At 67.0% G+C, this 24,336-nt stretch carries 26 protein-coding genes; 8 read left to right on the top strand and 18 right to left on the bottom strand.

Annotation, left to right across the window (positions count from 1 at the left end; genetic code table 11):
• Positions 1 to 142: 142 nt before the first annotated feature.
• The gene (locus tag ACSFBL_RS00310) at positions 143 to 1,303 is read left to right on the top strand and encodes a glycosyltransferase family 4 protein (RefSeq protein WP_435513737.1); all 1,161 of its coding nucleotides are present in this window, start codon (positions 143 to 145) and stop codon (positions 1,301 to 1,303) included.
• On the opposite strand, the gene ACSFBL_RS00305 is transcribed toward ACSFBL_RS00310, so the two are convergent.
• The 10 genes from ACSFBL_RS00305 to ACSFBL_RS00260 all read right to left on the bottom strand — a co-directional run bounded on the left by ACSFBL_RS00305 (position 1,244) and on the right by ACSFBL_RS00260 (position 11,636).
• Positions 1,244 to 1,990, bottom strand: coding sequence for a DUF4124 domain-containing protein (locus tag ACSFBL_RS00305; protein WP_435513736.1), 747 nt, complete (start codon positions 1,988 to 1,990; stop codon positions 1,244 to 1,246). The two genes, ACSFBL_RS00310 and ACSFBL_RS00305, sit on opposite strands and share 60 nt — an antisense overlap.
• 101 nt (positions 1,991 to 2,091) lie before the next feature.
• Positions 2,092 to 3,078, bottom strand: a complete 987-nt coding sequence (locus tag ACSFBL_RS00300) for a Bug family tripartite tricarboxylate transporter substrate binding protein (RefSeq protein ID WP_435513735.1) — start codon at positions 3,076 to 3,078, stop codon at positions 2,092 to 2,094.
• Between the two features lie 31 nt (positions 3,079 to 3,109).
• On the bottom strand, positions 3,110 to 4,579 hold the full coding sequence (locus ACSFBL_RS00295; protein WP_435513734.1) for an MmgE/PrpD family protein: 1,470 nt from the start codon (positions 4,577 to 4,579) through the stop codon (positions 3,110 to 3,112).
• 56 nt (positions 4,580 to 4,635) lie between these two features.
• Positions 4,636 to 5,631, bottom strand: coding sequence for a Bug family tripartite tricarboxylate transporter substrate binding protein (locus ACSFBL_RS00290; protein ID WP_435513733.1), 996 nt, complete (start codon positions 5,629 to 5,631; stop codon positions 4,636 to 4,638).
• Between the two features lie 7 nt (positions 5,632 to 5,638).
• Positions 5,639 to 6,373, bottom strand: a complete 735-nt coding sequence (locus tag ACSFBL_RS00285; RefSeq protein ID WP_435513732.1) for a Sua5/YciO/YrdC/YwlC family protein — start codon at positions 6,371 to 6,373, stop codon at positions 5,639 to 5,641.
• A gap of 25 nt (positions 6,374 to 6,398) precedes the next feature.
• Complete coding sequence (locus ACSFBL_RS00280; protein ID WP_435513731.1) at positions 6,399 to 7,514, bottom strand: TauD/TfdA family dioxygenase; 1,116 nt, start codon at positions 7,512 to 7,514, stop codon at positions 6,399 to 6,401.
• A 36-nt stretch (positions 7,515 to 7,550) separates the two neighbouring features.
• The gene (locus ACSFBL_RS00275) at positions 7,551 to 8,534 is read right to left on the bottom strand and encodes a Bug family tripartite tricarboxylate transporter substrate binding protein (RefSeq protein WP_435513730.1); all 984 of its coding nucleotides are present in this window, start codon (positions 8,532 to 8,534) and stop codon (positions 7,551 to 7,553) included.
• A gap of 123 nt (positions 8,535 to 8,657) precedes the next feature.
• The gene (gene leuD / locus ACSFBL_RS00270) at positions 8,658 to 9,284 is read right to left on the bottom strand and encodes a 3-isopropylmalate dehydratase small subunit (RefSeq protein WP_435513729.1); all 627 of its coding nucleotides are present in this window, start codon (positions 9,282 to 9,284) and stop codon (positions 8,658 to 8,660) included.
• Between the two features lie 8 nt (positions 9,285 to 9,292).
• On the bottom strand, positions 9,293 to 10,693 hold the full coding sequence (leuC, locus tag ACSFBL_RS00265) for a 3-isopropylmalate dehydratase large subunit (RefSeq protein WP_435513728.1): 1,401 nt from the start codon (positions 10,691 to 10,693) through the stop codon (positions 9,293 to 9,295).
• 7 nt (positions 10,694 to 10,700) lie between these two features.
• On the bottom strand, positions 10,701 to 11,636 hold the full coding sequence (locus ACSFBL_RS00260; protein WP_435513727.1) for an isocitrate lyase/PEP mutase family protein: 936 nt from the start codon (positions 11,634 to 11,636) through the stop codon (positions 10,701 to 10,703).
• 112 nt (positions 11,637 to 11,748) lie between these two features.
• Here ACSFBL_RS00260 and ACSFBL_RS00255 point away from each other — a divergent pair, with 112 nt between their 5' ends.
• Complete coding sequence (locus ACSFBL_RS00255) at positions 11,749 to 12,549, top strand: GntR family transcriptional regulator (protein ID WP_435513726.1); 801 nt, start codon at positions 11,749 to 11,751, stop codon at positions 12,547 to 12,549.
• A 96-nt stretch (positions 12,550 to 12,645) separates the two neighbouring features.
• Here the strand turns inward: ACSFBL_RS00255 and ACSFBL_RS00250 are convergent, their stop codons facing one another.
• Together ACSFBL_RS00250 and ACSFBL_RS00245 are read right to left on the bottom strand one after the other, a co-directional pair.
• Complete coding sequence (locus ACSFBL_RS00250) at positions 12,646 to 12,918, bottom strand: hypothetical protein (protein ID WP_435513725.1); 273 nt, start codon at positions 12,916 to 12,918, stop codon at positions 12,646 to 12,648.
• A gap of 147 nt (positions 12,919 to 13,065) precedes the next feature.
• Positions 13,066 to 14,199: a thiolase family protein gene (locus ACSFBL_RS00245; RefSeq protein WP_435513724.1), complete on the bottom strand. Its 1,134-nt coding sequence runs from the start codon at positions 14,197 to 14,199 to the stop codon at positions 13,066 to 13,068.
• Positions 14,200 to 14,372: 173 nt separating this feature from the next.
• Between ACSFBL_RS00245 and ACSFBL_RS00240 the strand changes: the two genes are divergently transcribed.
• The gene (locus ACSFBL_RS00240) at positions 14,373 to 15,317 is read left to right on the top strand and encodes a GlxA family transcriptional regulator (RefSeq protein ID WP_435514506.1); all 945 of its coding nucleotides are present in this window, start codon (positions 14,373 to 14,375) and stop codon (positions 15,315 to 15,317) included.
• A 233-nt stretch (positions 15,318 to 15,550) separates the two neighbouring features.
• On the top strand, positions 15,551 to 15,835 hold the full coding sequence (locus ACSFBL_RS00235; protein ID WP_435513723.1) for a hypothetical protein: 285 nt from the start codon (positions 15,551 to 15,553) through the stop codon (positions 15,833 to 15,835).
• 12 nt (positions 15,836 to 15,847) lie between these two features.
• Here the strand turns inward: ACSFBL_RS00235 and ACSFBL_RS00230 are convergent, their stop codons facing one another.
• From ACSFBL_RS00230 to ACSFBL_RS00215, 4 genes are all read right to left on the bottom strand, one after another.
• Positions 15,848 to 16,597, bottom strand: coding sequence for an alpha/beta hydrolase family protein (locus tag ACSFBL_RS00230; RefSeq protein WP_435513722.1), 750 nt, complete (start codon positions 16,595 to 16,597; stop codon positions 15,848 to 15,850).
• Positions 16,598 to 16,682: 85 nt separating this feature from the next.
• Positions 16,683 to 16,934, bottom strand: a complete 252-nt coding sequence (locus ACSFBL_RS00225) for a hypothetical protein (protein ID WP_435513721.1) — start codon at positions 16,932 to 16,934, stop codon at positions 16,683 to 16,685.
• Between the two features lie 484 nt (positions 16,935 to 17,418).
• On the bottom strand, positions 17,419 to 18,111 hold the full coding sequence (locus tag ACSFBL_RS00220; RefSeq protein WP_435513720.1) for a Crp/Fnr family transcriptional regulator: 693 nt from the start codon (positions 18,109 to 18,111) through the stop codon (positions 17,419 to 17,421).
• 114 nt (positions 18,112 to 18,225) lie between these two features.
• On the bottom strand, positions 18,226 to 18,945 hold the full coding sequence (locus ACSFBL_RS00215) for a Crp/Fnr family transcriptional regulator (RefSeq protein WP_435514505.1): 720 nt from the start codon (positions 18,943 to 18,945) through the stop codon (positions 18,226 to 18,228).
• A gap of 214 nt (positions 18,946 to 19,159) precedes the next feature.
• Between ACSFBL_RS00215 and ACSFBL_RS00210 the strand changes: the two genes are divergently transcribed.
• The 4 genes from ACSFBL_RS00210 to ACSFBL_RS00195 all read left to right on the top strand — a co-directional run bounded on the left by ACSFBL_RS00210 (position 19,160) and on the right by ACSFBL_RS00195 (position 22,150).
• On the top strand, positions 19,160 to 19,534 hold the full coding sequence (locus ACSFBL_RS00210) for a response regulator (RefSeq protein ID WP_435513719.1): 375 nt from the start codon (positions 19,160 to 19,162) through the stop codon (positions 19,532 to 19,534).
• 370 nt (positions 19,535 to 19,904) lie between these two features.
• Positions 19,905 to 20,957, top strand: a complete 1,053-nt coding sequence (locus tag ACSFBL_RS00205) for a phenylacetate--CoA ligase family protein (protein ID WP_435513718.1) — start codon at positions 19,905 to 19,907, stop codon at positions 20,955 to 20,957.
• 260 nt (positions 20,958 to 21,217) lie between these two features.
• Positions 21,218 to 21,649: a DUF3597 domain-containing protein gene (locus ACSFBL_RS00200; protein WP_435513717.1), complete on the top strand. Its 432-nt coding sequence runs from the start codon at positions 21,218 to 21,220 to the stop codon at positions 21,647 to 21,649.
• 12 nt (positions 21,650 to 21,661) lie between these two features.
• Entirely contained in the window at positions 21,662 to 22,150 is a 489-nt protein-coding gene (locus ACSFBL_RS00195; RefSeq protein WP_435513716.1) for a hypothetical protein, read from the top strand.
• A 213-nt stretch (positions 22,151 to 22,363) separates the two neighbouring features.
• Here the strand turns inward: ACSFBL_RS00195 and ACSFBL_RS00190 are convergent, their stop codons facing one another.
• Both ACSFBL_RS00190 and ACSFBL_RS00185 read right to left on the bottom strand, forming a co-directional pair.
• Entirely contained in the window at positions 22,364 to 22,795 is a 432-nt protein-coding gene (locus tag ACSFBL_RS00190) for a low affinity iron permease family protein (protein WP_435514504.1), read from the bottom strand.
• A 573-nt stretch (positions 22,796 to 23,368) separates the two neighbouring features.
• On the bottom strand, positions 23,369 to 24,334 hold the full coding sequence (locus tag ACSFBL_RS00185; RefSeq protein ID WP_435513715.1) for a D-2-hydroxyacid dehydrogenase: 966 nt from the start codon (positions 24,332 to 24,334) through the stop codon (positions 23,369 to 23,371).
• Positions 24,335 to 24,336: the final 2 nt, after the last annotated feature.

Below are 24,336 nucleotides of genomic sequence, written 5' to 3'. Positions count from 1 at the left end.
GGGCTGTAGACCTACGTCGAAGGGGAACCCCGGACTGCCCGCCGCATGATCGCGAGAAGGGTAATTTCTCCAGAACGCGTCAGGATCCCTGCCGTGCGCCGGTGACACGCCGGTGTCAGCCAAGCGGCACGCCTCCCCCCCCATGAAAATCCTTCTCTATTCCCACGCCTTTTATCCCTCGACCGGCGGTGTCGAGACCGTTTCGATGGAACTCGCCGAGGGTTTCACGAGCCTTGGATTCGAGTGCAAGGTCGTCACGCGAACGCCGCTCGAGCCCGGCACGTCCTTCGAGTTCGAGGTCGTCGCCAACCCTGGCAGCCGCGATGCGCGCGAACTGGTGAAATGGGCGGACGTGATTCTCTTCAACGGTGCAACGCTCGCGCTGCTGCCGTGGGTGCTGCTGTATCGCAAGCCCTTTGTCTGGGTCCACGTCGGCTATCAGGCCGCGTGCATCGACGGCGCGGGTTGGCAGGACGGCAAGCCCGCGCCGCTGACCCCCTTCGCCTCGATCGTCCACCACGCGACGCTGCGCGGCTGGGCCCCCGCCTTGCGGGAAGGCCTCAAGCTCGGCGTGCGTCGCCTGGTTGCAAGGCATGTGGTCACGAAGAACGTCGCCATCACCCGATGGATGGCGCATGCCAACCGACTGCCCCGGCAGGTCCATATCTACAACCCGTTTCCGGTCGAGCGTTTTGAAGCCGTCGGAGGAGAGGTGGCTGCGCCGGAGTTCGAGTTTCTCTACCTGGGGCGGCTCGTGTCCGAGAAAGGCATCGACACGCTGTTGAAGGCGTTCGCCGGTGTCGTCGCGCGCCACCCTGTCGCGCCGCCTCGATTGCTCATCATCGGCGATGGGGACCGGAGGGCGGAGATCGAGGCGCTGGCCTTGGAGCTCGAGGTCGAGTCGTCGGTCGTGTTTGCCGGAAACCGACGCGGTCAGGACCTGGTCCACTGGGTCTCCAAGGGGCGTATCGGTGTGGTGCCCTCCGCGTGGTACGAGCCAATGGGTGGCGTGGTCGTCGAGCTGATGGCCGCCGGACGAAACCTCATCGTTTCCAAGCACGGAGGGTTGGCGGAATGCATGGGAAATGCGGGACTCGTCTTCACCAATGGCGACCACGAGGAACTGGGCGAGCGCATGACGCATCTGTTGAACAACCCTGAATTGCAGGCCGTGCAGTCCGCTCGTGGCCGCAAGCGCGCGAAGGAATTCGCACCGGCCCCGCTCGTGGATCAATACGTGGCGCTACTGCGGGAGATCACGGGCGAGGCACCGCCTCCCTTGCAGCGGCCGGTGGCGTGCTGATCGCGGCAGGTCAATGCCTTGCGAGGATGTGCGCCAGAGCGGTTCCAACTGCGCGCGTTCCTTGGCGAAGCGCAGTGCGAGGCGTTGCCTGTCGTCCTCGGCCTGCCGGATGAAGCGGAGCTGCGCACGCACCGCGGCTTCGTTCTCGTCAAACTTGCGCCGCAACACCGCGGGCGCCAGCGCGCGGTCGCCGCGATAGAACTCCAGCTCGCCGTCGAGGCGCTGGCGATCGACCTTCAGCGCCGCGAGATAGTCGTTGGCCACCCGGGTAGTCTGGTCGATCTGCGCCAAGGCCTCGGCGCGTTCCTGGTCGTGGATGCGCGCGTCGGGGTAGCGCACCAGCAGCGCGCGCTCCCGCCGACGCTCGCCCGAGCGGAGCAGCGCCGCCTGCTCCGCTTCCTCATCCCGTCGCTCGCGCGCCGCGAGGTCCATCGGCGATGCGGCCGCATCGATCGTGCGCAGGACGCCGCCCGACTTGCGCAACTCCGCCTGCTCCCTGTCGGCGCAATCCGCGATCGGGCGGTCGGAACTCAGCGTGCGGCCGCGGGCGTCCTTGCAGGCATAGATCCGCGGCGCCGATTGGGCGTCCGCGCGCGGTGAGGCGAGGGCCAGCAGCAGGCACGCAGCCAGGGCGACGATGCCCGCGTCGAGGCATCGAAGGAGGGCGGCGTGGCGTTGTTCGTCCATGCCACGATCGTTGCTACGATGTAATACTTATGTATCAGCATATTTCATTTCGGGGCGTGGGCTCCCTCCTACACGGCGCGATTCCGGTGGAATGAAGCTGATCAATCGAGCGACATCCTTGCGTCGCTCACGATCTTGCCGAGGCGCTGCTTCTCCCTCGCGATCACCTGCGCGAAGTCGGCCCGCGTGCCGCCACCCACCTGCGAGCCATTGGCCTCGAACTGCGCCCGCATCGCGGCATCCGTCTTGAAGGCGGTGTCGAGCGCTGCGGCGATGCGGTCGAGCACCACGGGCGGCGTGCCCTTCGGCGCGAACAGGCCGCCCCAGTGCTGCATCTGGATGGTCGGGAAGCCCTGTTCTGTGGTGGTTGGCACGTCGGGCAGCGCGGCCGTGCGCTTGTCGTCGGTGACGGCCACGGCCCGCAGCTTGCCGCCCTTGACGTAGCCCGTCACGCCGATCGGCGCCTCCGATGCCAGGTCGATCTGGCCGCCGACGATGGCGTTGACGGTTTCCGAGCCGCTCTTGTAGTGAACGATGGTCACCGGCACGCCGAGCGCGGCGCCAACCATCTCGCCGACGAAGTGGCCCGTGCTGCCGGCACCGGCCGTGCCGAAGGTGAGGCCGCCCTTGCGCTTGCCGTAGGCCTGCAATTCCTTCAGGTCGCGAAAACTGGCGGTGGCCGATGCGACCATCACCGAGGGTGCGGTGTTGCCTTCGACCACCGGCACCAGGTCGCTGTCGGCATAAGGCATCTTGGTCCGCAGCAGCGCATTGGCCACCGCACCGTTGCCGGCAATCAGGATCGTGTAGCCGTCGGGCGCGCTCTTGGCCACGAAGTCGGAACCGATCAGGCCGCCCGCGCCCGGCTTGTTGTCGACGATCACGGTCTGGTTCAGTTGCTTGCCCAGGCCCTGCGCGATCAGGCGCGCGGTGATGTCGCCCGGGCCGCCAGCCGAGAAGGGCAGGACCAGGCGGATCGGCTTGTCCGGCCAGGTGCCTTGCGCATACGCGGGCGCGCTGGCGGCTGCGATGACGGCAAGGCCGGCCCATCCGGCCAGCAGCAGGGTGCGACGGTGCAAGGTGCTCATGGTGTGTCTCTCTTCGTCTGATTGAGAACAGTCACTCGAAGGCAGCCGCCGCCGGCGGTGCCAGCAACGCCAGCAGTTCGCGCACGTCGGCGACGTCCTCGATACCCAGCGTCAGTTGCTCGATTGCCGCCTGACGCGGCGCGTCGATCAGTCCGTCGGTGAGCGTCCGGTACTTGGCCAACACCTCGGCCGCGGGCAACGGCGACTGGATGCCGCGCGATGCGCCGCGATCGACCTCGATGCGCTGGCCGTCGCTGAAGGTGACGGCCAGGCGCACCCGAAACTTCTTCGTGATGTCGCCGCCGATCGCGTCGAAGGCCGGCTCGTGCCGCACCTCGACCTTGCGCAGCAGTTCCCACACGTCGTCCGAGTCGATGCGCGCCGGCGTGAACTGCTGGACCATCGCGGCGCCGTCGATCGCGGCGACCGCCAGCGCGTAGCCGATGTTCATCTGCGCGCCGATCGGCGTGAGCGGCCGCTCGGGAACCCACCAGCCGTGGTGGTACGCCGCGTGCGGCACGTCGCACTCGATGCGCGTGATCTCGCCGGGCAACAGCTTGCGTTGGGCGTCGATGTCGAACAGGGCGTCCAGCGGCGAATGGATCGCGCCCATTGCCGCATAGGGCTTGAGCACGATGCGCTCGACTTCCCAGCGCTCGCCCAGGCCGTCGGTGATCTGCGAGGCATCGGGGTCGTGGCCTTCGCCGAAGGTAGACAGGAAGCCGCCGTACTCGCGCTCGAACACGCGCTTGATGCCGGTGTAGCCGCCTTCGGCCAGCACCGCCGCGTACATGCCGTTGCGCGCCGAGAAGCCGTGGTGCATGCGCTTGCACATCGCCTCGTACTGGGCGGCCATCAAGCCTGCGGACTGGGTGCCGGCCAGGCCCAGCGCGTCCTCGAAGCGGGCGGCGTCCAGGCCCAGCAACTTGCCCACCGCGGCGGCCGCCGCGTGGGTGCCGAACACCGCGCCCGAATGCCATCCGCGCGACAGCATCTGCGCGCCGTGCAGCGCCATGCCGACACGAGGCCCGACTTCATAGCCGGCCATCGCGGCCTCGAGGAAGCGCTTGCCGCTCACCGGCGTTTCGCTCCCTTCGGCCACGGCCCACAGCGCCGGCAGCACGATCGATGCGGAGTGCAGCGGGCCGAGCGGATGAAAGTCGTCGAGCTCGAAGCCCTGGATGAAGGTGCCGTTGAGCAGCGCCGCGCCGGGCGCGCTCGTCTTCGCGCCCCAGCCGACGATCGTGCGGTCGCCGGTGCCTTCGAACCTGCGCACGATGTCGACGGCCGTGCGTGACCACGGCAGTTGCGCACCGACGATCGCGCAGCCGATGCCGTCGAGGGTCAGCAGCCGGGCACGTTCGCGCGCCGAACCCGACGCTTGATCGAGTCGGAAGTCGGCCAGCCACTGCGACAGGCGGCCGGTCGGGCCGGCGGGGTCCGTCGGCGCACCGGGAGAAGTCGTGGAAGTCGGCGCGGTGGTGGAAGAAAGTTGGCTCATGCGTTGCTCCGTGATGTGGTCGCTGCAGTACTGAATGGGAAAAGGGACGCTCGTGCTCAGCCTTCGACCGCGATCTTTCGTTCGCTGATGAGCTTCTTCCACATCGCGCCTTCGGTGGCGATGGTGCGACGCACGTCGGCACTGGGCGGTGCGGCGTTCTGACCCAGCGCTTCGAGCCGGCTGGCCATGCCCGGTGACGCAAGCACTTCGGCCAGGGCCTTGCGAATGGCGAGGACGACGGGCTCCGGCAGGCCCGCCGGGCCCATCAGCGCGAACCAGCCGGGCGCGTCGAAGCCTTGCACGCCGGATTCGGCGATGGTCGGCACATGGGGCAGCGAGGGCATGCGAGTGAGCGAACTCACGCCCAGCGCCTTGAGCTTGCCGCTGGAGATGAACGGCCCGGTCGCCGATGCAGTAAGAAAGGCGAACTGGACATCGCCCCCGAGCAGCGCGGTGATGGCCGGCGCGCCGCCGCGGTACGGCACGTGCACCGCGAACGTGTCGGTGCGCGACTTGAACAGCTCGGCCGCCAGGTGGCCAACGCTGCCCGACCCGCCCGAGGCGTAGCTCAGCTTGCCGGGCTCCTTGCGCATCAATGCGATCAGGTCCTGCACGGTGGCGACACCGGCGGAGGGCGGCGCCACCAGTACTTGCGGCAGCTGCGACACCATCGCGACCGGCGCGAAACCGGTAAGCGGGTCGTACCCGACATTGCGCAGCGCCGGCACGATGGTCAGCGGCGCGTTGTCGAGCAGGCCCAGCGTGTAGCCGTCGGGTGGGGCGCGCACCACCTCGGCGCCCGCGATGGTGCCGCTGGCGCCGGCCTTGTAGTCGATCACGACCGGCTGGCCGAGCAGCCTGCCGAGCGGTGTCATCACCTCGCGCGCGGTCACGTCGGCGGCACCGCCGGGCGTGTAGCCCAGCAGCACGCGCACCGGCCGGGCGGGCCAGGCCTGCGCGTGTGCGCGGGTGCCCCACAAGGCCAGCGCCGCGCCGCCGAGGCCACCGGCCAGGACGGTGCGGCGTGCGGGATTGAAAAGGTTCGAGTCCATGGCGGTGCTACTGGACGTTCTTGAGCGCGAACTCGTTGAGGTGCCCCGAGGGCAACGCGTCGACGCCTGGGTCGGCCGGCAGGTCGACATCGAACCAGCGCTTGAGCACACCCGAGATCAACTCGTAGCAGGCGCCGATGCGCACCACCTGCATGGTGTCGAAGTTGATCAGCGTGCCGGCGCGCCGGTAGGTGTGATAGCGGCGCAGGCCGTAGTCGATGGTGATGTCCGCGATCCGCTTGAGTTCGTCGGGGATCTCCTCGACGGAGAAGCGCGTGCCGGTTCCGGTGAGGTTGGCCGACGAGCCGAACAGCGGCACCACCTCTTCGCGGCTGAGGCGCGTCAGCTCCTTGTGGAACGGGCCGGCGTTGAGCAGCATGCCGATGGTGCCGACGGCGGTGCTGGCCTTGACCGCCTCGTCGTCGAGCTTGCGCAGCAGCGGATGGTCCGGCCTGAAGCTGCCGATGACGCCCAGCGGCAGGTCGTGGTCGACGACCACCGCCTCGACCATCTCCTGCGCGCGCGGGCTGAGCGTGTGCAGCTCGCGCTGCGTGACCAGGTCGCCGGCCATCGCGTTGCGCTTGTGGCTGCCGCGGCGCTTGGTGTCGTAGATCTTCTTCAGCGGGTCCATCGACGCGCCGCAGCAGGCGTAGCCGGTGTCGTTCGGCACGATGGCGATGCCGCCGCGCTTGATCACGTCGATGGTGCGGCGGGCGTCGCCGGCGATGTCGAGTCTGCTCATGTCGTCTCCAGGTGGGATTCAAGGTTCAGTCGGAAAAGCGCGGGCCGAGCGCCATGCCCATGGCATGCGCCTGCTCGGCATCGAATTGGCGGCAGGCGTCGTCGTAGTGCTGGCCGTAGGCGCCTCCGCGCACCACGCCCGGCTCGATCGATTCGTAGAAGCCGTTCCAGCCGGCCGGCAGGCGCGGCGAATCCGGCGTCGCCAGCCACAGGCGGAACAGGAGGCGCTTCTTGTCCGGCTCCTCCACGTCCTGAAACTGGGTGCGCGAATGCAGCGCGGTGAAGTTGCTGAGGATCTGCAGGTCGCCCGGCTCCAGCCGCATCGAGTACATGAAGTCGGGCCGGCGCACGATGGCGTCGAGGAGATCCATGGCCTCGCGCTGGAGGGCGGTGACGCGCGGCGCACCGGGGAGCTTCTCGCCCTGCTCGACGCGGTTGCGCACCCACATGCAGAACACGTCGTCCCCCAGTTCGCCGTACACCGGCATCAGGCGGAACGGCGCCAATCCCTCGGCCTGTTCGCCCTGGCGGCTGAAAGGCAGCGGCTCGCGCAGCACCTCGGCCAGGTCGGGGCGCTCGGCCAGCAACTGGCGCCAGGCGGCGATGGCGCTGGCGCACATGCTGTCGCCGCCGACCGGCGCCTGGTTGTAGCAACTGAGCAGCACGATGTCGGCGCCGTCGACGTGGAAGTCGAGCTCGGCGTTGGACGAGTAGCCGCGCCCGGTCGGGCTGCGGTAGACGGTGCCGACGTCCTGCACGCGGTTGATGTAGCGCGTCATCCTGTCCTGCGGCCGGGCGACGCCGAAATGCAATCCGACCGCCCAGGTCAGCAACTCGAACTCGTCCGGCGCGAGGCCCTCGCGCGGGAAGCCCTTGATCAACGCCACGCCCAGGCCGTGCTGTGCCTCGTCGACGGCACGCCGGATCTTGGCGAGCGACGCGGCGCCGAAGGGGAAGTCGCTGCGCCGGTAGGCCAGCAGCGGCTGGCCCGGGCGATGCGCCGCGCGCAGCACCTGCAGCAGATCGGCGCGCTCGGCGTCGTCGAAGTGCAGCGTCCAGCGCGCGGTGTCGCGCTCCAGGTCGATGGCGCGCCAGGCAGCGGCGTCGCGGCCGATGGCGGCGGATGTGGGGGCGGTGATCACGGGTTCGAACTCCTCGAAACGATGGATGGATGGGCGTCAGTCGAGCGGGAAGCGCTTCACCTGGGCATCGATACGCTTCGCTTCACGCTGCACCATGGCCGCGAACTCGGCCGGCGTGTTGCCGACCGGCTCGGCGCCGATCGTGAACAGGGACTTGCGCACGTCCTCGCTCTTGACCGCCTGGCGCACGGCGGCGGCGATGCCCTCCTGGATCTCGACGGGCGTGCCCTTCGGCGCGAAGAGGCCATACCAGGTGGTCGCGTCGAAGCTCGGATAGCCGGCCTCGATCGCGGTCGGCACGTCGGGCAGCACGGCCGAGCGCTTGTCGCCCATCGTCATCACGACCCTGAGCGCGCCGGTCTTGACGAAGGGGAGCACGGCGGTGCTGCCGGCGATGGCGAACGAGATGTTGTTGGCCACCAGGTCGGTGATCATCTGCCCGCCGCCCTTGTAGTTGGCGACCACCAGCGTCGGCAGTGCGCTCTCTTCACCCATGATGCGCGCCTGCAGCCGGGCCATGTTCTCGGTGGTGCCGACCGAACAGGGCGTGGCGGCGCTCTTGCAGTAGCGCACCAGTTGCTCCATCGACTTGACCGGCAATGCCGCGTTGGCCGTCACCACGCCGGGCAGGGCGGAGAAGGCCGACACCGGCGCCAGTTGCGCCAGCGGGTCGGTGCCCTTGAAGGTGGGCAGATGCTTGATCAGCGTCAGCGACGGCAACTGCACCAGCAGCGTCAGGCCGTTCGGCTTGGCATCGATCACCTTGCGCGTGCCGATGACGCCGTCGGCGCCGGGCACGTTTTCGACGATCACCGGTTGGCCCCAGATCTGCTGCAGTTCCTTCGCCACGACACGCGTCTGCGCATCGGTGCCTCCACCGGGGCTGTAGGGCACCACCAGCGTCACGGGGTGATCGGGTTTCCAGTCGGCGGCGAGGGCTGCGACGGGCATGCAGGCGGCCAGGGCGAACGCAGCGACGGCGCGGCGCCGCAGCGAGAGGGTGAGAAGGAAAGCGGGCATCGGTTTGTCTCCGTGATGGGTCTTTGCACTTCGCCTTGTTCGGCGAGGGATTGCTTCGTCGTCGCAGCGGCGCGGTCGCTGCGGGCGCCTGTCGTCTTGAGGGATCGGGCGTACGCCGGTGGCTCAGCCGACGGCGACCGTGGCGCTCGGCCAAGCCCACGGGCGACGGATGCGATCGGCCTGCTGCCATTCACGGATCAGCGCGTCGTCCTTCATCGTGAGGCCGATGTCGTCCAGGCCGTGCAGCAAGCCCTCGCGACGCAGTGGGTCGACCACGAAGCCCGACTCGGTGCCGTGGGGCGCCATCAACTTGCGCCTTGTCAGGTCGACCGTCATCGCCGCGCCGCCGGCGCACGCGGCGGCGAAGGCCTCGACCTCGGCCGCCGGCAACCGGATGGGCAGCACGCCGTTCTGGAAGCAGTTGCTGTAGAAGATGTCTCCGAAGCTCGGCGCGATCACGCAGCGCACGCCGATGCCCTGCAGCGCCCACACCGCGCCTTCGCGCGATGAACCGCAGCCGAAGTTGTCGCCGGCCAGGAGGATCGGCGCGCCGCGGAACGCAGGCTGGTTCAGGATGAAGTCCGGGTCCTCGCTGCCGTCCTCGCGGTAGCGCAGCGCTTCCATCGCATACGGGCCGAGTTCTTCGCGTGCGAGCGAGGTCAGGCGTTCGATCCGGATGATGACGTCGGTGTCGATGTTGGCGCGCGACAGGTAGGGTGCCGCGCCGGTGACGATGGTGAAGGGTTGCATCGACATGTTCAGGCCTGTGCGAGATCGGTGATGACGCCGGCGATGGCGGCGGCCGCGGCCATCGCCGGGCTGGCGAGGTGGGTGCGCGCGCCCGGTCCCTGCCGTCCGACGAAGTTGCGGTTCGAGGTCGAGACTGAGCGTTGCTGCGGCGGCACCTGCTCGCCGTTGGCCGCCACGCACATGCTGCAGCCGGGCTCGCGCCAGGCGAAGCCGGCCGCCTTGAAGACATCGTGCAGGCCCTCGGCTTCGGCGGCGCGCTTGACGTTTTCCGATCCGGGCACGACCCAAGCCGTGACGCCGGCCGCGACATGCTTGCCGCGCACGACGGCGGCAGCGGCGCGCAGGTCGGTGATGCGCGAGTTGGCGCATGAGCCGATGAACACCCAGTCGACCGGCGTGCCGGCGATCGCCTGGCCTGCCTGCAGACCCATGTAGTCGAGCGCAGCGGCGAGCGTGCCGCGCTGCGCTTCGTCCGCCGCATCGCGCGGATCGGGCACGCGGCCGTCGATCGCGATCGCGTGCTCGGGGCTGGTGCCCCAGGTGATGGTCGGGCGCACGGCCGACGCGTCGATGATTTCCTCGCGATCGAAGCGTGCGACGGCGTCGGTCGGCAGCTCGCGCCACTGTGCGACGGCCGCGTCGAAGGCCTCGCCCTGCGGCGCAAACGGACGGCCGCGCAGGTAGTCGAATGTGCGCTGGTCGGGTGCCACCATGCCGAAGCGCGCGCCGAGTTCGACCGACAGGTTGCAAAGGGTCAGCCGGCCTTCGACCTCCATCGCCTCGATCGTCGGGCCGGCGAACTCGATGGCATGCGCAACGCCTGCCGCGGCGCCGAGCTTGCCGATGATGTGCAGCGCCAGGTCCTTGGCGGTGACGCCGGCGCGTAGGGTGCCTTCGCAACGGATGCGCATCTGCCTTGGCTTCTGCTGGCGCAGGGTCTGCGTCGCAAGCGCGTGCGTGCTCTCCGAGGAACCGACGCCGAAGGCCATCGCGCCCAGTCCGCCGTTGGTGCAGGTGTGGCTGTCGCCGCAGATCACGGTGAGTCCGGGCAGCACGATGCCGAGCTCCGGGCCCATCACATGCACGATGCCCTGGCCCGGCTGCCCCAGATCGAACAGGCGCACGCCCGCCGAGCGCGTGCGGTCGCGCAGCGCGGTCCAGAGCTTTCCGCCGGGCACGTAGGTGAGGCCGTTGCGACCAGGCAGGCTCGACATCGAATGGTCGGGCGTCGCGAACACCAGTTCAGGGTCGTGCAGCTTCATGCCGCGGCCGGTGACTTCGGCCAGCGCGGGAGGGCCCGACAGGTCGTGCAGCAGATGGCGATCGATGTGCAGCAGTGCCCATCCATCGCCGAGGTCGCGAATGACGTGGGCGTCCCAAAGTTTGTCGAAGAGTGTGCGCGCAGTCATCGCCGGCTCACTTCTTTTCCGTCGTCGAGCCGGCGCTTGAACGCGTGCCGTCCATGCTGGCGCCCGCGTTGAAACGCGTGCCGTCCATGGTGGCGCCCGCGTTGAAACGCGTGCGCAGTGCATCCCATTCGTCGGCGCCGAAACGGCGGAAGGTCTGCGCCACGTTCTGCGTCACCTCCGGCGGCTTGCGCGTGGCCTTCAGTTGGGCCAGCGCGGCGTCGCCGGCCTGGATGGCGGCGACCAGCATCAGGCCGGGCAGGATCGCGAGCTTGTAGCCCATGGCCTCGGCTTCGCGCAGATCGAAGATCGGCGTGCGGCCGCCGGGCACCACGTTCAGAAGGCACGGCCCACGGACGTTCCTGGGTACGGCGGCCACTTCCTCCAGTGTTTGCGTGGCCTCGACGAAGACCATGTCGGCGCCGGCCTCCAGGGCCGCATTGCCGCGCCAGATGGCTTCGTCCATGCTCATCATGGCGCGCGAATCGGTGCGGGCGATGATGAGGAATTCCTTCGAGCGTCGCGCCTCGACCGCGGCGCGGATCTTGGAGACGAACTCCTCGCGCGACACCACTTCCTTGCCATCGAGATGGCCGCAGCGCTTGGGCGCGACCTGGTCCTCGATGTGGATGGCGGCCACGCCACGCAGCTCGTACTCGCGCACGGTGCGCGTCACGTTCAGCTCGTTGCCGTAGCCGGTGTCGGCGTCGGCGATCAGCGGGACGTTGATGGCGCGCGCCATGGCGCCTGCGTTCGCCACCATCTCGCCCATGTCGAGCAGACCGAAGTCGGGATAGCCGCGCGCCGCCGAGGTGCCGGCGCCGGTCATGTAGACCGCGCTGAAGCCGGCCTGTTCGATCAGGCGTGCGCCGATGCCGTCGTAGGCGCCGGGGGCGATCACCATGCCGGGCGCGGCGAGTTGTTCGCGGAGGGAGGGAGTCGTCATGGGGGGAGGGCCTTTCGCGGAGTCGTCGGCGGGCGGCATCGGGTGGTGCCACGTCAAGTTGTATTAAGAATATCACAACATAACGACATGTCAACCCGTTATCCTTCGCCCCATGAACACGTCGACCGCCACCCCCACACCCTTGAACGCCGCAAGAGGCACCGCGCTGCATCGCCAGATCTTCCTGGTGCTGCGCGACGAGATCTCGCGCGGGCTGTTTCCCGACGGCGCATTGCCGAACGAAGAAGCGCTGTGCGAGCGCTTCGGCGTGTCGCGCATCACGGTGCGGCGCGCGCTGGCCGATCTGGCGGCATTGGGGGTGGTCGAGCGTCGACATGGCCGCGGCACATTCGTGCTGGGTGCGCCTGCGCTGGCGCGCCCGGCGCCCAGCCTGAGCGTGATCGACAGCCTGCGCCAGACTGCAACGGAGACGGTGGTGCAGGTGCTGCAGGTCGAGCAGGCCGTGCCGCCCCGCGACGTCGGTCTCCTGCTGCAATTGGCGGCCGGCGAAAAAGCGATGCATGCACTGCGGTTGCGCATCAACCGCAAGGGCGAGCCGGCCATGCTGACCGATGCCTGGGTGCCGGCGCACCTGGGCAAACGCGTCACCGAAGCGGCCCTCAGGAAGAAGGCGCTCTACGAAATCCTGATGGCACAGGGTGTCGAGTTCGGACGCGTGGTGCAGGAAATCAGTGCGACTGTCGGCGACCCGCTGCGCGCAGGCCTGCTACGCACCGAAGTTGGCGCGCCGATCCTGAAACTGGTGCGCCTGATGCACGATATGGATGAGCGCCCGGTACAGCACCTCACGGCTTACATGGCCGCCGACCGTGCCAGCGTGCTGATGGAGATTGCCGGCGCTTCCGTCAACACGCTGACTGCCGGGCAGATCGTCCTCGACGGACCGGCCTGAACGCACTGCGCGGTGTGCGGGGACTCCGCGTGGCGCTCGTGGAGGAAGCCGCCGGTCAGTGCCCGCGGGTGCGCGACCCAAGGGCCGCCGCCGACGTCACTTGACGAGGCCGGTCGAGCGCCCGGAATCTGCGGTTTGCTCGTCCTGGTCCGGCGACAGCAGCGAGGTGTGCACTGTCGCTGGCAGGTCGGCGAGCGCCTTGGGGTCGATCTTGCCGACGAACTTCCACCCTTGTGAAAGCTTGACGAAGACGAAGGCCGTGGGCGGGTCCACGAAGACGTCGAAGTCGCGAACCTTGACCGGCTCGGCTTGGGTGGTGAGCGCTGCCAGGGCGAGGCTGGCGGCGGCGAAGAGTTTGCGGCTGATCATGGGGATGTCCTTCATCGGCGTTTGTTCAAGGGTCGACGCCAAATGCATCGACTTGAAGAGAAGAATACGCAGAGGGGCGGATGGCCGCAATGTCGTATTTGCCACCTTTTAGGACGGAGTGCTCGGCGTGTTCAGGGAGGCAGTGTCTCAAGGCCGTTCGAGCACCGTGGCGATGCCTTGTCCGCCGCCGATGCACTGCGTGGAAAGGGCATAGCGGCCCTGATGACGCGCCAACAGCGCGGCGGCCTTGCCGGTGATGCGCGCGCCGGTGGCGCCCAGCGGATGGCCGATGGCCATGCCGCCGCCGTCGACATTCACCGTTTCCATGTCCAGCCCCAGGTCGCGGATGCAGGCCAGCGCCTGCGAAGAGAACGCCTCGTTGATCTCGACCACGTCCAGATCGGCCACCGTCAGGCCGGCGCGCGCCAGTGCCTTGCGCGTGGCGGGGATCGGGCCGATGCCCATGATGGCCGGATCGACGCCGACCGTCGCGAAGCTGCGCACGCGCGCCAGCGCTTGCAGCCCGTGGCGCTGCGCAAAATCGTCGCTCACGACCAGCACCGCGGCAGCGCCATCGGTCAGTGGCGACGAGGTACCGGCCGTCACCACACCATCGGGCCGGAAAGCCGGCTTCAGGGCGGCCAGCGCCTCCAGCGTGGTGCCGGGGCGGATGCAGCCGTCGGCATCGACCAGTTCGCCATTGGGCAGGCGAATCGGCACGATCTCATCGGCCAGACGGCCTTGCTCCCGGGCGGCGGCAGCTTTCTGGTGCGACTGGAGCGCCAGCCGGTCCTGGTCCTCGCGGTTCACATTCCAGCGCTGCGCCACGTTCTCTGCCGTTTCGCCCATGGACAGATAGGCAGCGCTGTTGGCTTTCAGTTCGGGATTGGGCGAAAAGTTGAAGCCGCCCTGCGGCACCATCGTCATCGATTCGACGCCCACGCACAGGAAGGCGTCGCCCATGCCCGCCTCGATCTGCGCCGCGGCGATGTGCACCGCCTGCATCGACGAGCCGCAGAAGCGGTTCACCGTCATGCCGCCCACGGCCTCCGGCAGGCCGGCCAGCAGGCCGACGATGCGCGCCAGGTTGTTGCCCTGCGCGGCCTCGGGGTAGGCGCAGCCGAGGATCACGTCCTCCAGCAGCGCCGGGTCCAGGTCGGTGCGCTTCAGCAGGCCTTGCACGACCTGCGCGGCCAGCGTGTCCGGCCGCACCTCGGCAAGGCGGCCCTTGCGGGCGAAGTGAAAGGGCGAGCGCGCATAGGCGGAGATGAGGGCTTTCATGGGGTCATTCCTTGAAGTGATTGGTCTGCGAGGCGAGGGTGGCGGTTCCCCGCCGGGAAAGCGTAGTGAGTGAGGCCTGGTCTCGATGAGGGGCATCGTGCACGCTGCGCTCTATGGCGTAAATGACGTATATAGTCATGAAACAGGACATGTTCACAAAACGGAAAATTCTCATGCGCCGCATCGGCTATGTGCTCCCCGAAGGTTTTCAGGTCATGGCCTTAGCCACGCATGCCGTGTTCGAGTTCGCCAACGTGGTGTTGCGCCAGCCCTACTACAGCGTGGAGAACTACGCGCTGGGCGGTGCGGTGCGTGCATCGGCCGGCGTCAGCGTCAACGCGCGGCCGCTCACGGGGCGCAGCAGTGCCGACACCTGGCTGGTGGCCGGGGTCTCCGCGCCGCCATCGATGCCCCTGCCGCCTGAGTTGCCGCGGCTGGTGGGCAAGATCGCCGCGCGCGCGCGGCGCATTGCCGGCTTGTGCACCGGGGCCTTCGTTCTGGGCGATGCGGGCCTGCTCGACGGGCGACGCGTCACGACGCACTGGGCATGGGCGCCAGTCCTGCAGCAGCGCCACCCCCGCGCCCAGGTCGAGGCCGACCGCATCTATATCGCCGACGAATCGGTGTGGACGTCTGCGGGCATGACGGCAGAGCTGGATCTGGCACTGGCGTTGGTGGAGAACGATCTGGGGGCCGAGGTGGCGCGCTCGGTGGCGCACCAGCTGGTCATGCACCAGCGCCGCCTGGGCGGGCAATCGCAGCACTCCGAGTTGCTCAAGCTCGCACCCAAATCAGACCGCATCCAGCAGGCGCTGGAACATGCGCGGCGCAACCTCGCGCAGCCACTGAGCGTGGAGCAGCTGGCCGAGGCCGCGCGCCTCAGCCCACGCCAGTTCAGCCGCGTGTTCACGGCCGAAACGGGGCAATCACCCGCCAAGGCGGTCGAGGGGCTCCGACTCGAAGCTGCAAGGCTGATGATCGAGAGCAGCCGGCACCCGCTGGAAGTGGTGGCCAGGGAAACAGGTTTTCGTGATCGGCGTCATATGCGCGAGGCCTTCATGCGCGGCATTGGCGTGCCGCCGCAAGCGGTGCGGCGCGATGCCAGGCAAGCGCAGTGACAGCCAGGCCGCGGACAAGCGCAAAGCCCGAGGCGGTTGTCAACGCGTGTCCGATCGAGCGATTCTGACGAGGCGTGAGGCCTCGACGGCGCAGGCTTCGCTCGGCACGGAGTTTGCTCGTTCGACCGCACCGAAACTGCGCCCATTTCTGGATGAACTACCGTTGCGAAGCGGCGGCGCGCGCAGTAAAGTCCTCGCCCGGTCGCCGGGCGCCGATGCATGGGGAAACTACGATGGGCAGCACGTTCGTGTTTGTGTGGAGGCGGATCAACCGTAACAACTGGCACAAGAAGAGGGTGCTGGCGGACGATTTGAATGCCGCCATGGCTGGCCTGCACGTTCACCTTTCGCATCGCTCGGACTACCCGAGGGAGGTCGTCGTCGACCACCCCGTGCAGGAGATCCTGGCGGATCATCTGGTGCACCGGCATAGCCTTACTCAGGTGCAGTCGCCGTTTCGCATCGAGCACGACAATCAGGCGTATCCGGTGGGGCACTTTCCGCAGAGCACCTGGTAGCCACCCGCCCATTCAGCCGAGCAGTGGCCTGCGCGCACCGAGGATCATTTCGGTCAACCATCCCCAGAGCAACAGATCGTAGGCCCGCCGGCTTCGATCGTCGGACAACGCATGGTCCGCACCTTCCAGGCTGCGATGCGTCAGCGACCGCGCGTTCCTGAACGACAGCACATAGCTCGCGATGCCTGTCGCGGGCACGGTGTCGTCGTTTGCCGATCCGACGACCAGGGCATCGCCGCGAAAGGCCAGGCATGCCGAGAGCGCGCGGTCCGCGCCGGGTGGCTGGACCCGTGAACGGTAGGCATCGAGCGCTGCACGGTCGAGGGAGAACTTGGGCAAGTCCCATCCTTCGTCCGGGTAGGGCGCCGGAACGCGCAGGGCCAGCCACCGCACGTCGCGCATCCCGCTGACGATGGCTGCCAGGTAGCCGCCGTAGCTCGTGCCCACGATGCCGACGCGCTGCGGATCGATCGATGCGTGATGCGTCAGCGTGTCGAACGCGGCCAGCACATCCCGCAGGTTCTGTTCGCGCGTGACGGACTTGCGGAGCGCCTCTTGTCGACCGTGTCCGCGCAGGTCGAAGGTCAGGCAAATGCAGCCGAGGGCAGCCATGTCCTCGGCCCGCGACTGATAGTGCGCCTGATCGCTGTCCCAGCCATGCACGAGGAGGATGCCCGGCAGCAGCGAGGGCGCGGTCACCAGCTCTCCGTCGACGGTGCTGTCATCCACCGTGATCGAAAGGTGTTGGCGACTCGGAGTCATGGGAGAACCCTTTCGTGGAGATGCTCCGCAAGGCCGCGAGCATGGGCGGCGGAGGACGGTCAGGGCCGGCCTCCGGCCCCGGACGTCAGCTCACCGTGTTCTTTGCAGCTGTCTTGGCCTTCTTGCCCGCATGACTGGCCTTGGCCTTGTGACTCTTGGCTTTCGCGGAATGCACGGAGCTCGAGGGTTCGCTGGTCACCGCGGCCTTGGTGTTCTCCGCGCCTTGCTTTGCCGTTTCGGCCGTGGCCTTGCCGGCCTCTTTGGCGGCCGTGCCAACTTGCGCGCTTGCTGCGAAGACAGTGAGCGAGGCAGCCAGCGCAACGAGGTATTTGTTCATGGATCTTCTCCGTGGGTTGTGATCGATGGACTATAGGTGCGCGGTACCGCCCACGGAGGGGGGGAAAGTCGGTCGTCGACATTGGCCTACAGAAGGTCGCGAGTTCCTGCAGGCGCCGGTCGAGACGTGCTGCGCCGTGCCATGACGCGGCTGCTCCTTAGCGCGAATACCGGAACGCCTCGCGGACCTCTTCTAGTGCAGCCTGCACCAAACTGATGGCAAGCTCCAGGTCCATGGAGCGATCGTCATCGGGTCGCGGGGTCAAGGCGAAGTCGAGCCGCTCGCAGGCAACTGCCCACCGCAGTCTCGCGCGGAGCCTGGCGTGTGGGTCGTCCATGCGCGGCGTATTGGCACTCTCGTTGGGGGAGGTGGAGGGGCGTGGAGAGATCACTTCGGTCCCGTCTGGTGTTCTCGACCCCAACGATAGGACTTCGGGCCTGCGCCCTATGTGCGTCACCGTACATTGGCACAATATGACGCATCCTCATCCAAGAATTTCGCTGTATCCCCGACGGTCCGACGCGTAGCAGTAGCAGGAAATTTTTTCCAGTCCGGAGCGGTCCAGCACGGTGAGGTGGCCCCGCGCATATCGAATGAGACCGTCATGCTGCAGCGCGCCAGCGGCAGCGGTGATGCCGACGCGGCGCACGCCCAGCAGGTATGCCAGCAGTTCCTGTGTCACGCGAAAGTGATCGGAGCATGCCCGGTCCTGCGTCATGAGAAGCCAGCGCGCCAGGCGCGGCCCGATCTGATGGTGGCGCAGGCATGCGGCCGAGGTGGCAAGTTGCGTCATGAGCACATGGACGTAGCGATGCAGCACCCGGCGCAGTTCCGGACTGTCCCCGAGTTGCGCGCGAAGGGCCTCGGCCGGGATGCGCAATGCGAAGCCCTGGCCTTGAACGATCGCGCGCAGGGGCGCGACCGCTACTCCCAGGGCGGCGTGCACCCCGACCATTCCTTCGCGACCCACCATTCCGACCTCGAGGCCTGCCCGGTCCTCCATCGGCATCACGAGCGAGACAAATCCAGCGTTCGGGAAGTAGGCGAAGCGCGTCTTGTCGCCCGGTTCGGAGAGGACCTCATTCAGGATGAGTTCGAAGGTATCGCTCGCGGAGAACAGCTTCTGTCGGTCGCCGCGAGGCAGCAGCTTGATCAGCTGGTTGTCGACTTTGGCCAAGAAGTGCTCCGAGCGCGTGGCGCCGCCGAGTGACGGGGAAACCGGAGAACTGTTATGTGGAGACTGCCGTGTCGAGGGGTGCAACCAGTATGCGCCTTCTGAGCGCGTGCTGCGTCAGGTCGCCTGCTTGTCCGGCAGGAGGCGGTCGTACTCTTGCTTCACCACGGCATAGCACTCGCACGATCGAGCCTCGATCCCTGGCCGGTCGAGGACCTTGATGCGTCCGCGCGAGTAGCGTATCAATCCGTCTGCCTGCAGCTTCATCGCTGCCTCGGTGACGCCTTCGCGCCGCACACCCAGCATGTTGGCGATCAGCTCCTGCGTCATCACCAGATCGTTGCTGGGCAGACGGTCCAGGCTCAGCAAGAGCCAGCGGCACAACTGCTGGTCCAGCTCGTGGTGGCGGTTGCACACTGCTGTCTGGGACATCTGGGCAATGAGGGCCTGCGTGTACCGCAGCAGGAGATGCAACACCGGACCTGCACGGTTGAACTCTTCGGTCACCGCCTTGGCGCCAAGCCGCAGACCCTTGCCGCCGCTCTGGACGATCGCGCGGTTGGGCGTAGAGCCGCCGCCCATGAAAAGGGCAATGCCCACGATCCCCTCGTGGCCGACCACTGCGATTTCCGCCGACCCGCCGTTCTCCAGCAGGTAGAGCAGCGAGACGATCGCGGTCGTCGGGAAGTAGACGTGCGTGATGGTCGCGCCGGGCTCGTACAGCACGTGTCCGAGAGGCAGCTCGACCTCTTCGAACTGCGGAAGCCAGCGCTGGAGTTCCGCCTCCGGCAAGGCCGCCAACAGACCGTTTTTCAAGACGTCCGCAAAGTCGACCATCCGATGTACCTTGGCCATGTGGCACCGGGAAGGCGCCAGCATCGCAAAGTATAGGTTCGCTCTGTGCGCTACCGAACTTAAGGGCCGCGTGTTTTTTGCGTTGCGCGCGAGTTCGCGAATCCGCCCGTGCCGAAAGCGCCTACGTCGACAGGGCTTCAGGGCTCACGGCCGCCTTCTGGCGTCGTCCTTAGTTTGAGCTCTACAGGGACACGATATGGCAATTTCCGTTTTTCTCGTCGAAGATAACCCTCAGATCAGAGAGAACCTCATCCCTGCTCTTGAAGAACTCGGCTGCGCGCGCGTGATTGGCATCGCCGAATCCGAGGGTGAAGCGATCGACTGGCTGGCGCATCACAAGAAGAAGTGGGATCTCGCTGTCGTGGATTTTTTCCTGAAGGAAGGTACGGGCATCGGCGTTGTGCGGTGGTGCGACGGTCGCGAGTCCGAGCAGCGTGTGGTCGTCCTCACCAACTATCCGACGCAGGCGACGCGCCTCGCCTTCAAGGAGGCCGGCGCGGATCGGGTGTTCGACAAATCAACGGAGCTGGAAGCATTTTTCGAGTACTGCCAAAGTCGGCAAGCCAGGTAGCGCTCAGACGGATCTTTCTTCATCACCAGCGGGCGTTCGTCATCACCTCATGCTGCCTCCCTTCGATCCCTGGCTGACGAGTTGCGTCTCCGTAGACGTCGCATGGGCTTCGCATGCGCGCGCGGCGCTGCTTGCCGGCCTCCGGGCGCAGCGTCTGGCCAGCCTCCTGAGTTCAGCGGCCCGCGGGTCGGCGCACTATCGCAAGGTCTTCGCGGGCCGCGATCCGGCGCGTTCGTGTCTCGCTGATCTTCCGATCGCGCACAAGGCCGAACTGATGGACCGATTCGAAGACTGGGTCACCGATCCGACGCTACGCCTCGATGCGCTTCGGCGCTTCGCATCCAACCGCGCCCGCATTGCCGATCCTTTCATGGACCGCTACGTGGTCTGGGAGAGTTCGGGCAGCAGCGGCGAACCGGCGGTTTTCGTGCAGGATCCCAAGGCGATGGCGGTGTATGACGCGCTCGGCTTCTGGCGCGGGCCCGCGCTTCAGAGGACGGCCAACCCCTGGTCCGCCGGGGAGCGCGTCGCCTTCGTTGGCGCGACGGGCGGACACTTCGCGAGTTGGGTGTCGATGGAGCGCCTGCGTCGCCTGAATCCGACCATGGCTGGCGGCCTGCACGGCATCTCCTTCCTGCAGTCGGCCGGCGATCTGGTCGCGGAACTCAATGCGCTGGCGCCGACAGTGGTCGCCACCTATCCGAGCGTCGCCGTGCTGTTGGCGGAAGAGCGGCTCGCCGGACGGCTTGACGCGGCCCCCGGCGAGGTATGGACGGGTGGGGAAAACCTCTCGGCGGCGACCCGCGAGCATGTGCAGCAGGCACTGCACTGCCGCGTGACCAACAGTTACGGTACTTCGGAATTCCTCCCTTTGGCCTTCGAGTGCCGTTGCGGCAGCCTGCACTTGAACAGCGATTGGGCGATCCTCGAATCGGTCGACGCGCGTGGCCGCGCGGTGCCGGTCGGGGAGGCCGGTGCAACGGTCCTGCTGACCAACCTCGCCAACCATGTGCAACCCCTGATCCGCTTCGACCTGGGCGACCGCGTGACGTTGCACGCCGCGCCCTGTGCGTGCGGCTCTCATCATCCGACCATCGAGGTCGAGGGACGCAACGACGACACCTTGGAATTTGCTCGACCCGGGGCGCGCACGATCCATATCTCGCCGCTTGCCCTGAGCACGGTGCTGGAGGATGAAGCCGATCTGTTCGACTTTCAGTTGGAGCAACAAGGGGCCTGCCGTCTGCTGCTGCGCACGGGTTTGCGTGGCAAGACAGCCGATTCGAGCCTGGAGCGGGCGCGGGAGGTGCTGGCGCATTTTCTGGTGGGGCAGGGCGCGGACGGCGTCCACATCAAGTGCCGTAGCGGCGAGACGGGGCTGCGCGGTCGCAGTGGCAAGGTGAAGCGGGTTATTGCCCTGTGAAACAGGCGAAACGGGTTGCCTGTTTGATAGCCACAGGAATGGAATAGCGCCTCCGCACGGACGGGCTTGTTTCCTACCAACGCAGCGCGGCTCCGGTGTCCCCATGTGTCACCAACGCCTCACGGAGAAACCTCATGCTCCCATCAGAAGCGGCCATTGTTGCGGCCAGCCCGGCGCCCATTCTCACCATCCTCCTCTCGCTGGTCATGCATTGAGCTTGAGCAGGTTGTCATTCGTCATCAACGCACCAAAGGAACATCATGGGCATTCTCAGCAACATCTTCAGCAAGATCTTCCCGGCTTCGCACGCGGCCAACACAACAAACACAACGACCGCGACGCTTCAGCCGGCACCTGCAGCGCCCGGCGCCGCAGGTCCGGGCGCGAGTCCAGGGCCGGCTGCATCCGCATCAGCGCCAATCGCGCCGATGGCCGAGGTCGACGTCGAGCAGATGCTCGACGGCATGGCGGCCAAGTCCGCGGAACGACTCAACTGGAAGACATCGATCGTCGACCTGATGAAGCTCCTTGGCCTCGACAGTTCATTGCAGGCGCGCAAGGAACTCGCCCAGGAACTTCACTACACCGGGGATGCCAATGATTCGGCATCGATGAACGTGTGGCTGCACCGTCAGGTGATGAACAAGGTCGCCGCCAACGGGGGCAAGGTTCCGGCGGATCTCAAGGACTGAAAGGGGCGCACCATGGGACTGATGGACATTCTTCAAAGCGCGCTGTCGGGCGCTCCCGAGCAGCACTTCGATGAGGTGGCAAAGACGGCATCGCAGGAGGAACTCGGCGCCGGCGTCGCTGGCGCCATGCGCTCCGACGAGACACCTCCCTTCGGCGATATGGTGGGGCAGCTGTTCGGGCACTCCAACGCGAACCAGCAGGCCGGCGTGCTGAATCAGATCCTCGCCTCGCTCGGGCCGGGCGCGCTGTCAGGCATCGCGGGAGGCATCCTGGGCAAGATGATGGCACCCGGGCAGACGCAACTGACGCCGGACCAGGCCTCCCAGTTGTCTCCCGATCAGGTGAAAGACATCGCCTCGCACGCGGAGAAGACCCAGCCTGGCATCGTCGATGAGGTCGGACGGTTCTATGCGCAACACGCTGGACTGATCAAGATGCTCGGAGGCGCAGCGTTGGCAGTGACGCTTGCCAAGATGAAGGAAAACGCGACGCGTGGATGAATCGCGCGGGTGGCAGGAAGAGGTCAGAAGCGAACGCCGGCGCTGCATCCGGCTGCGTAGCCGCCAGTCCCCCCGACGCCCGCGCAGCCGAAGATGCCGCACCCTGCCAACGCGGCAGCTGTCACGAGAACGGCAAGGACGAGCCGCAATTTCATCGCTTCGATTCTTGCTGCTTCGAGGCGCATGTTCAAGCGCAACATGCTTCGCCGCGCATCAGGAAGGTCGAAGATCGGTCGGCATTCCTTCTTCGTCGATGGAGTGTGTTTCCTTCCCTTTGCCACCGTCCTTGGCACGTGCGGCCAAGCGCACGTAGAACTCCGCGACCTCGCGCAGGTCCTGCTCGTCCAGATCCTCGATCCCGATCATGCGGTTGCTCGCCTGCTTGCTTGCCGCGAGCAGCTCGTTGAGTTTCAGGTGCAATGCGATGCTGTCCTTGTTCTGGCTCTGCTGGATCATGAATACCATCAGGAACGTGACGATGGTGGTGCCGGTGTTGATGACGAGTTGCCAATTCTCCGAATAGGCGAAGAGATGACCGAGCGCAGCCCAGAGAACAACGGACGCAAGCGCAAGCGCGAACGCGATCGGCGAGCCGGCCCAGCGGGTGACCCGCGAGGCAAACCGGTCGAAGGCCGTCAAGATCATCGAACGACCGGCGTAGGCCGACGTATTGGTCGACGGCATGGAGCCGAGCGAATCGTCTGGCCGCTCTGTCAGAGTAGGAGGCACGGCAGTTTCCCTTTTGAGAGTCGAACTGCGGAGCTTCCTGGCACGGCGAAAGGACCGGTGTCGGCAGCTTGTTGCCAACGATGTAGGCGGGGGTGCCTTGCCGACAGGCACCCGCTGGCGGCGCATGCGCCGCGGCTCAAGCCGGCTCACCGAGACAGGGGTACCTCGCGGCCGTAAAAAAGCCCCATCGCATTGCTGCGAGGGGGCTAATCCATCGAGGGACGATGGAGGAGACAACTGGGACCGGTCGGTCAGTGCAGTTCGTCGAGCTTCTTCGTGGTCACATAACCCGAAGCGACGATGCCAGCGACGGCGAGAAGGCAGAGAAAGGCGGTGAACATGGGGAACTCCCGAATGCGTGTGTTGCCCCGATTATAGGGTAAACCCTAGTATTGCGCTCATGAGCCTTCAGGCCGGCAAAGTCAACGGTAGCGCCCGAGTCCGCGATCGTCTTGGAACAGCGTGCCATCTCGGCAGCAAGGCGACCGATCAGTAGGCACCGAGAACGACGTTCGTCGGCTTGCCGGCGACGAAGTTCTCGACGTTGTCCATCAGCTGGTCTGCCAGTGCCTGCTGGGCCTCGTCGGAGGCCCACGCCACATGCGGCGTAAGGATCACGTCGTGACGCGAAGCTGCGCGCATCAGCGGGTTGCCGGGGGAGGGCGGCTCGCCATCGACGACGTCGAATCCCGCACCGCTGATGAGACCGGCGTCCAGCGCCCGCACCAGATCGGCCTCGTCCACAAGCCCGCCGCGCGCGGTGTTGACGATCAGCGGGCGCCGCCGCATGGCCTCGAACTCCGGCATCGCGATCATTCCGCGCGTGTCCTTCGTCAGCGGCGAATGCAGGGTGATGATGTCGCTGGTCTCGAGGACCTCCTGCCACGGCGTGTACAGCGGGCCCAGCCCGCTCTTGCCTTTGTGGGCGGCGAACAGCGGCACCATGCCGAAGGCGCGGGCAAGCTCGGCGACGCGCTGTCCAAGGACGCCTTCGCCGATGATGCCCAGCCTCGCACCGGCGAGGTCGCGGATGGGGTGGTCGAAGAAGCAGAATTGTCCTGACTCCTGCCAGCGGCCACGGAGCACGGACTCGCGGTAGGCGACGAGGTTGCGCCGCAGTGCGAGGATCAGCGCGAAGGTGTGCTCGGGCACCGTGTTGACGGCATAGGCGCGGATATTGACGACCACGACGCCGCGCGCCTGGCAGGCGGCCTTGTCGACGCAGTCGGTGCCGGTGGCCGCCACCGCCACGAGGCGCAGCGCGGGCAGGCGCTCCAGCGTGGCGGCGGTGATCGGCGCCTTGTTGGTGATGGCGATGGTCGCCCCCTCCAGTCGTCCGGCGACTTCGTCTGGCGCGGTGAACGCGTGTTCCGCGTACTGGTGTTCGAAGGCCGGGCGGCGCAGCTGGATCTGCGGCGCGATGGTCGCGCGGTCCAGGAAAACGATCTTCTGCATGG

This window comes from Variovorax glacialis (assembly GCF_051216375.1).
GTDB lineage: Bacteria > Pseudomonadota > Gammaproteobacteria > Burkholderiales > Burkholderiaceae_C > Variovorax.
Note: the sequence above shows the minus strand (reverse complement) of the source record. Positions and strands in the feature narration are given on the sequence as shown.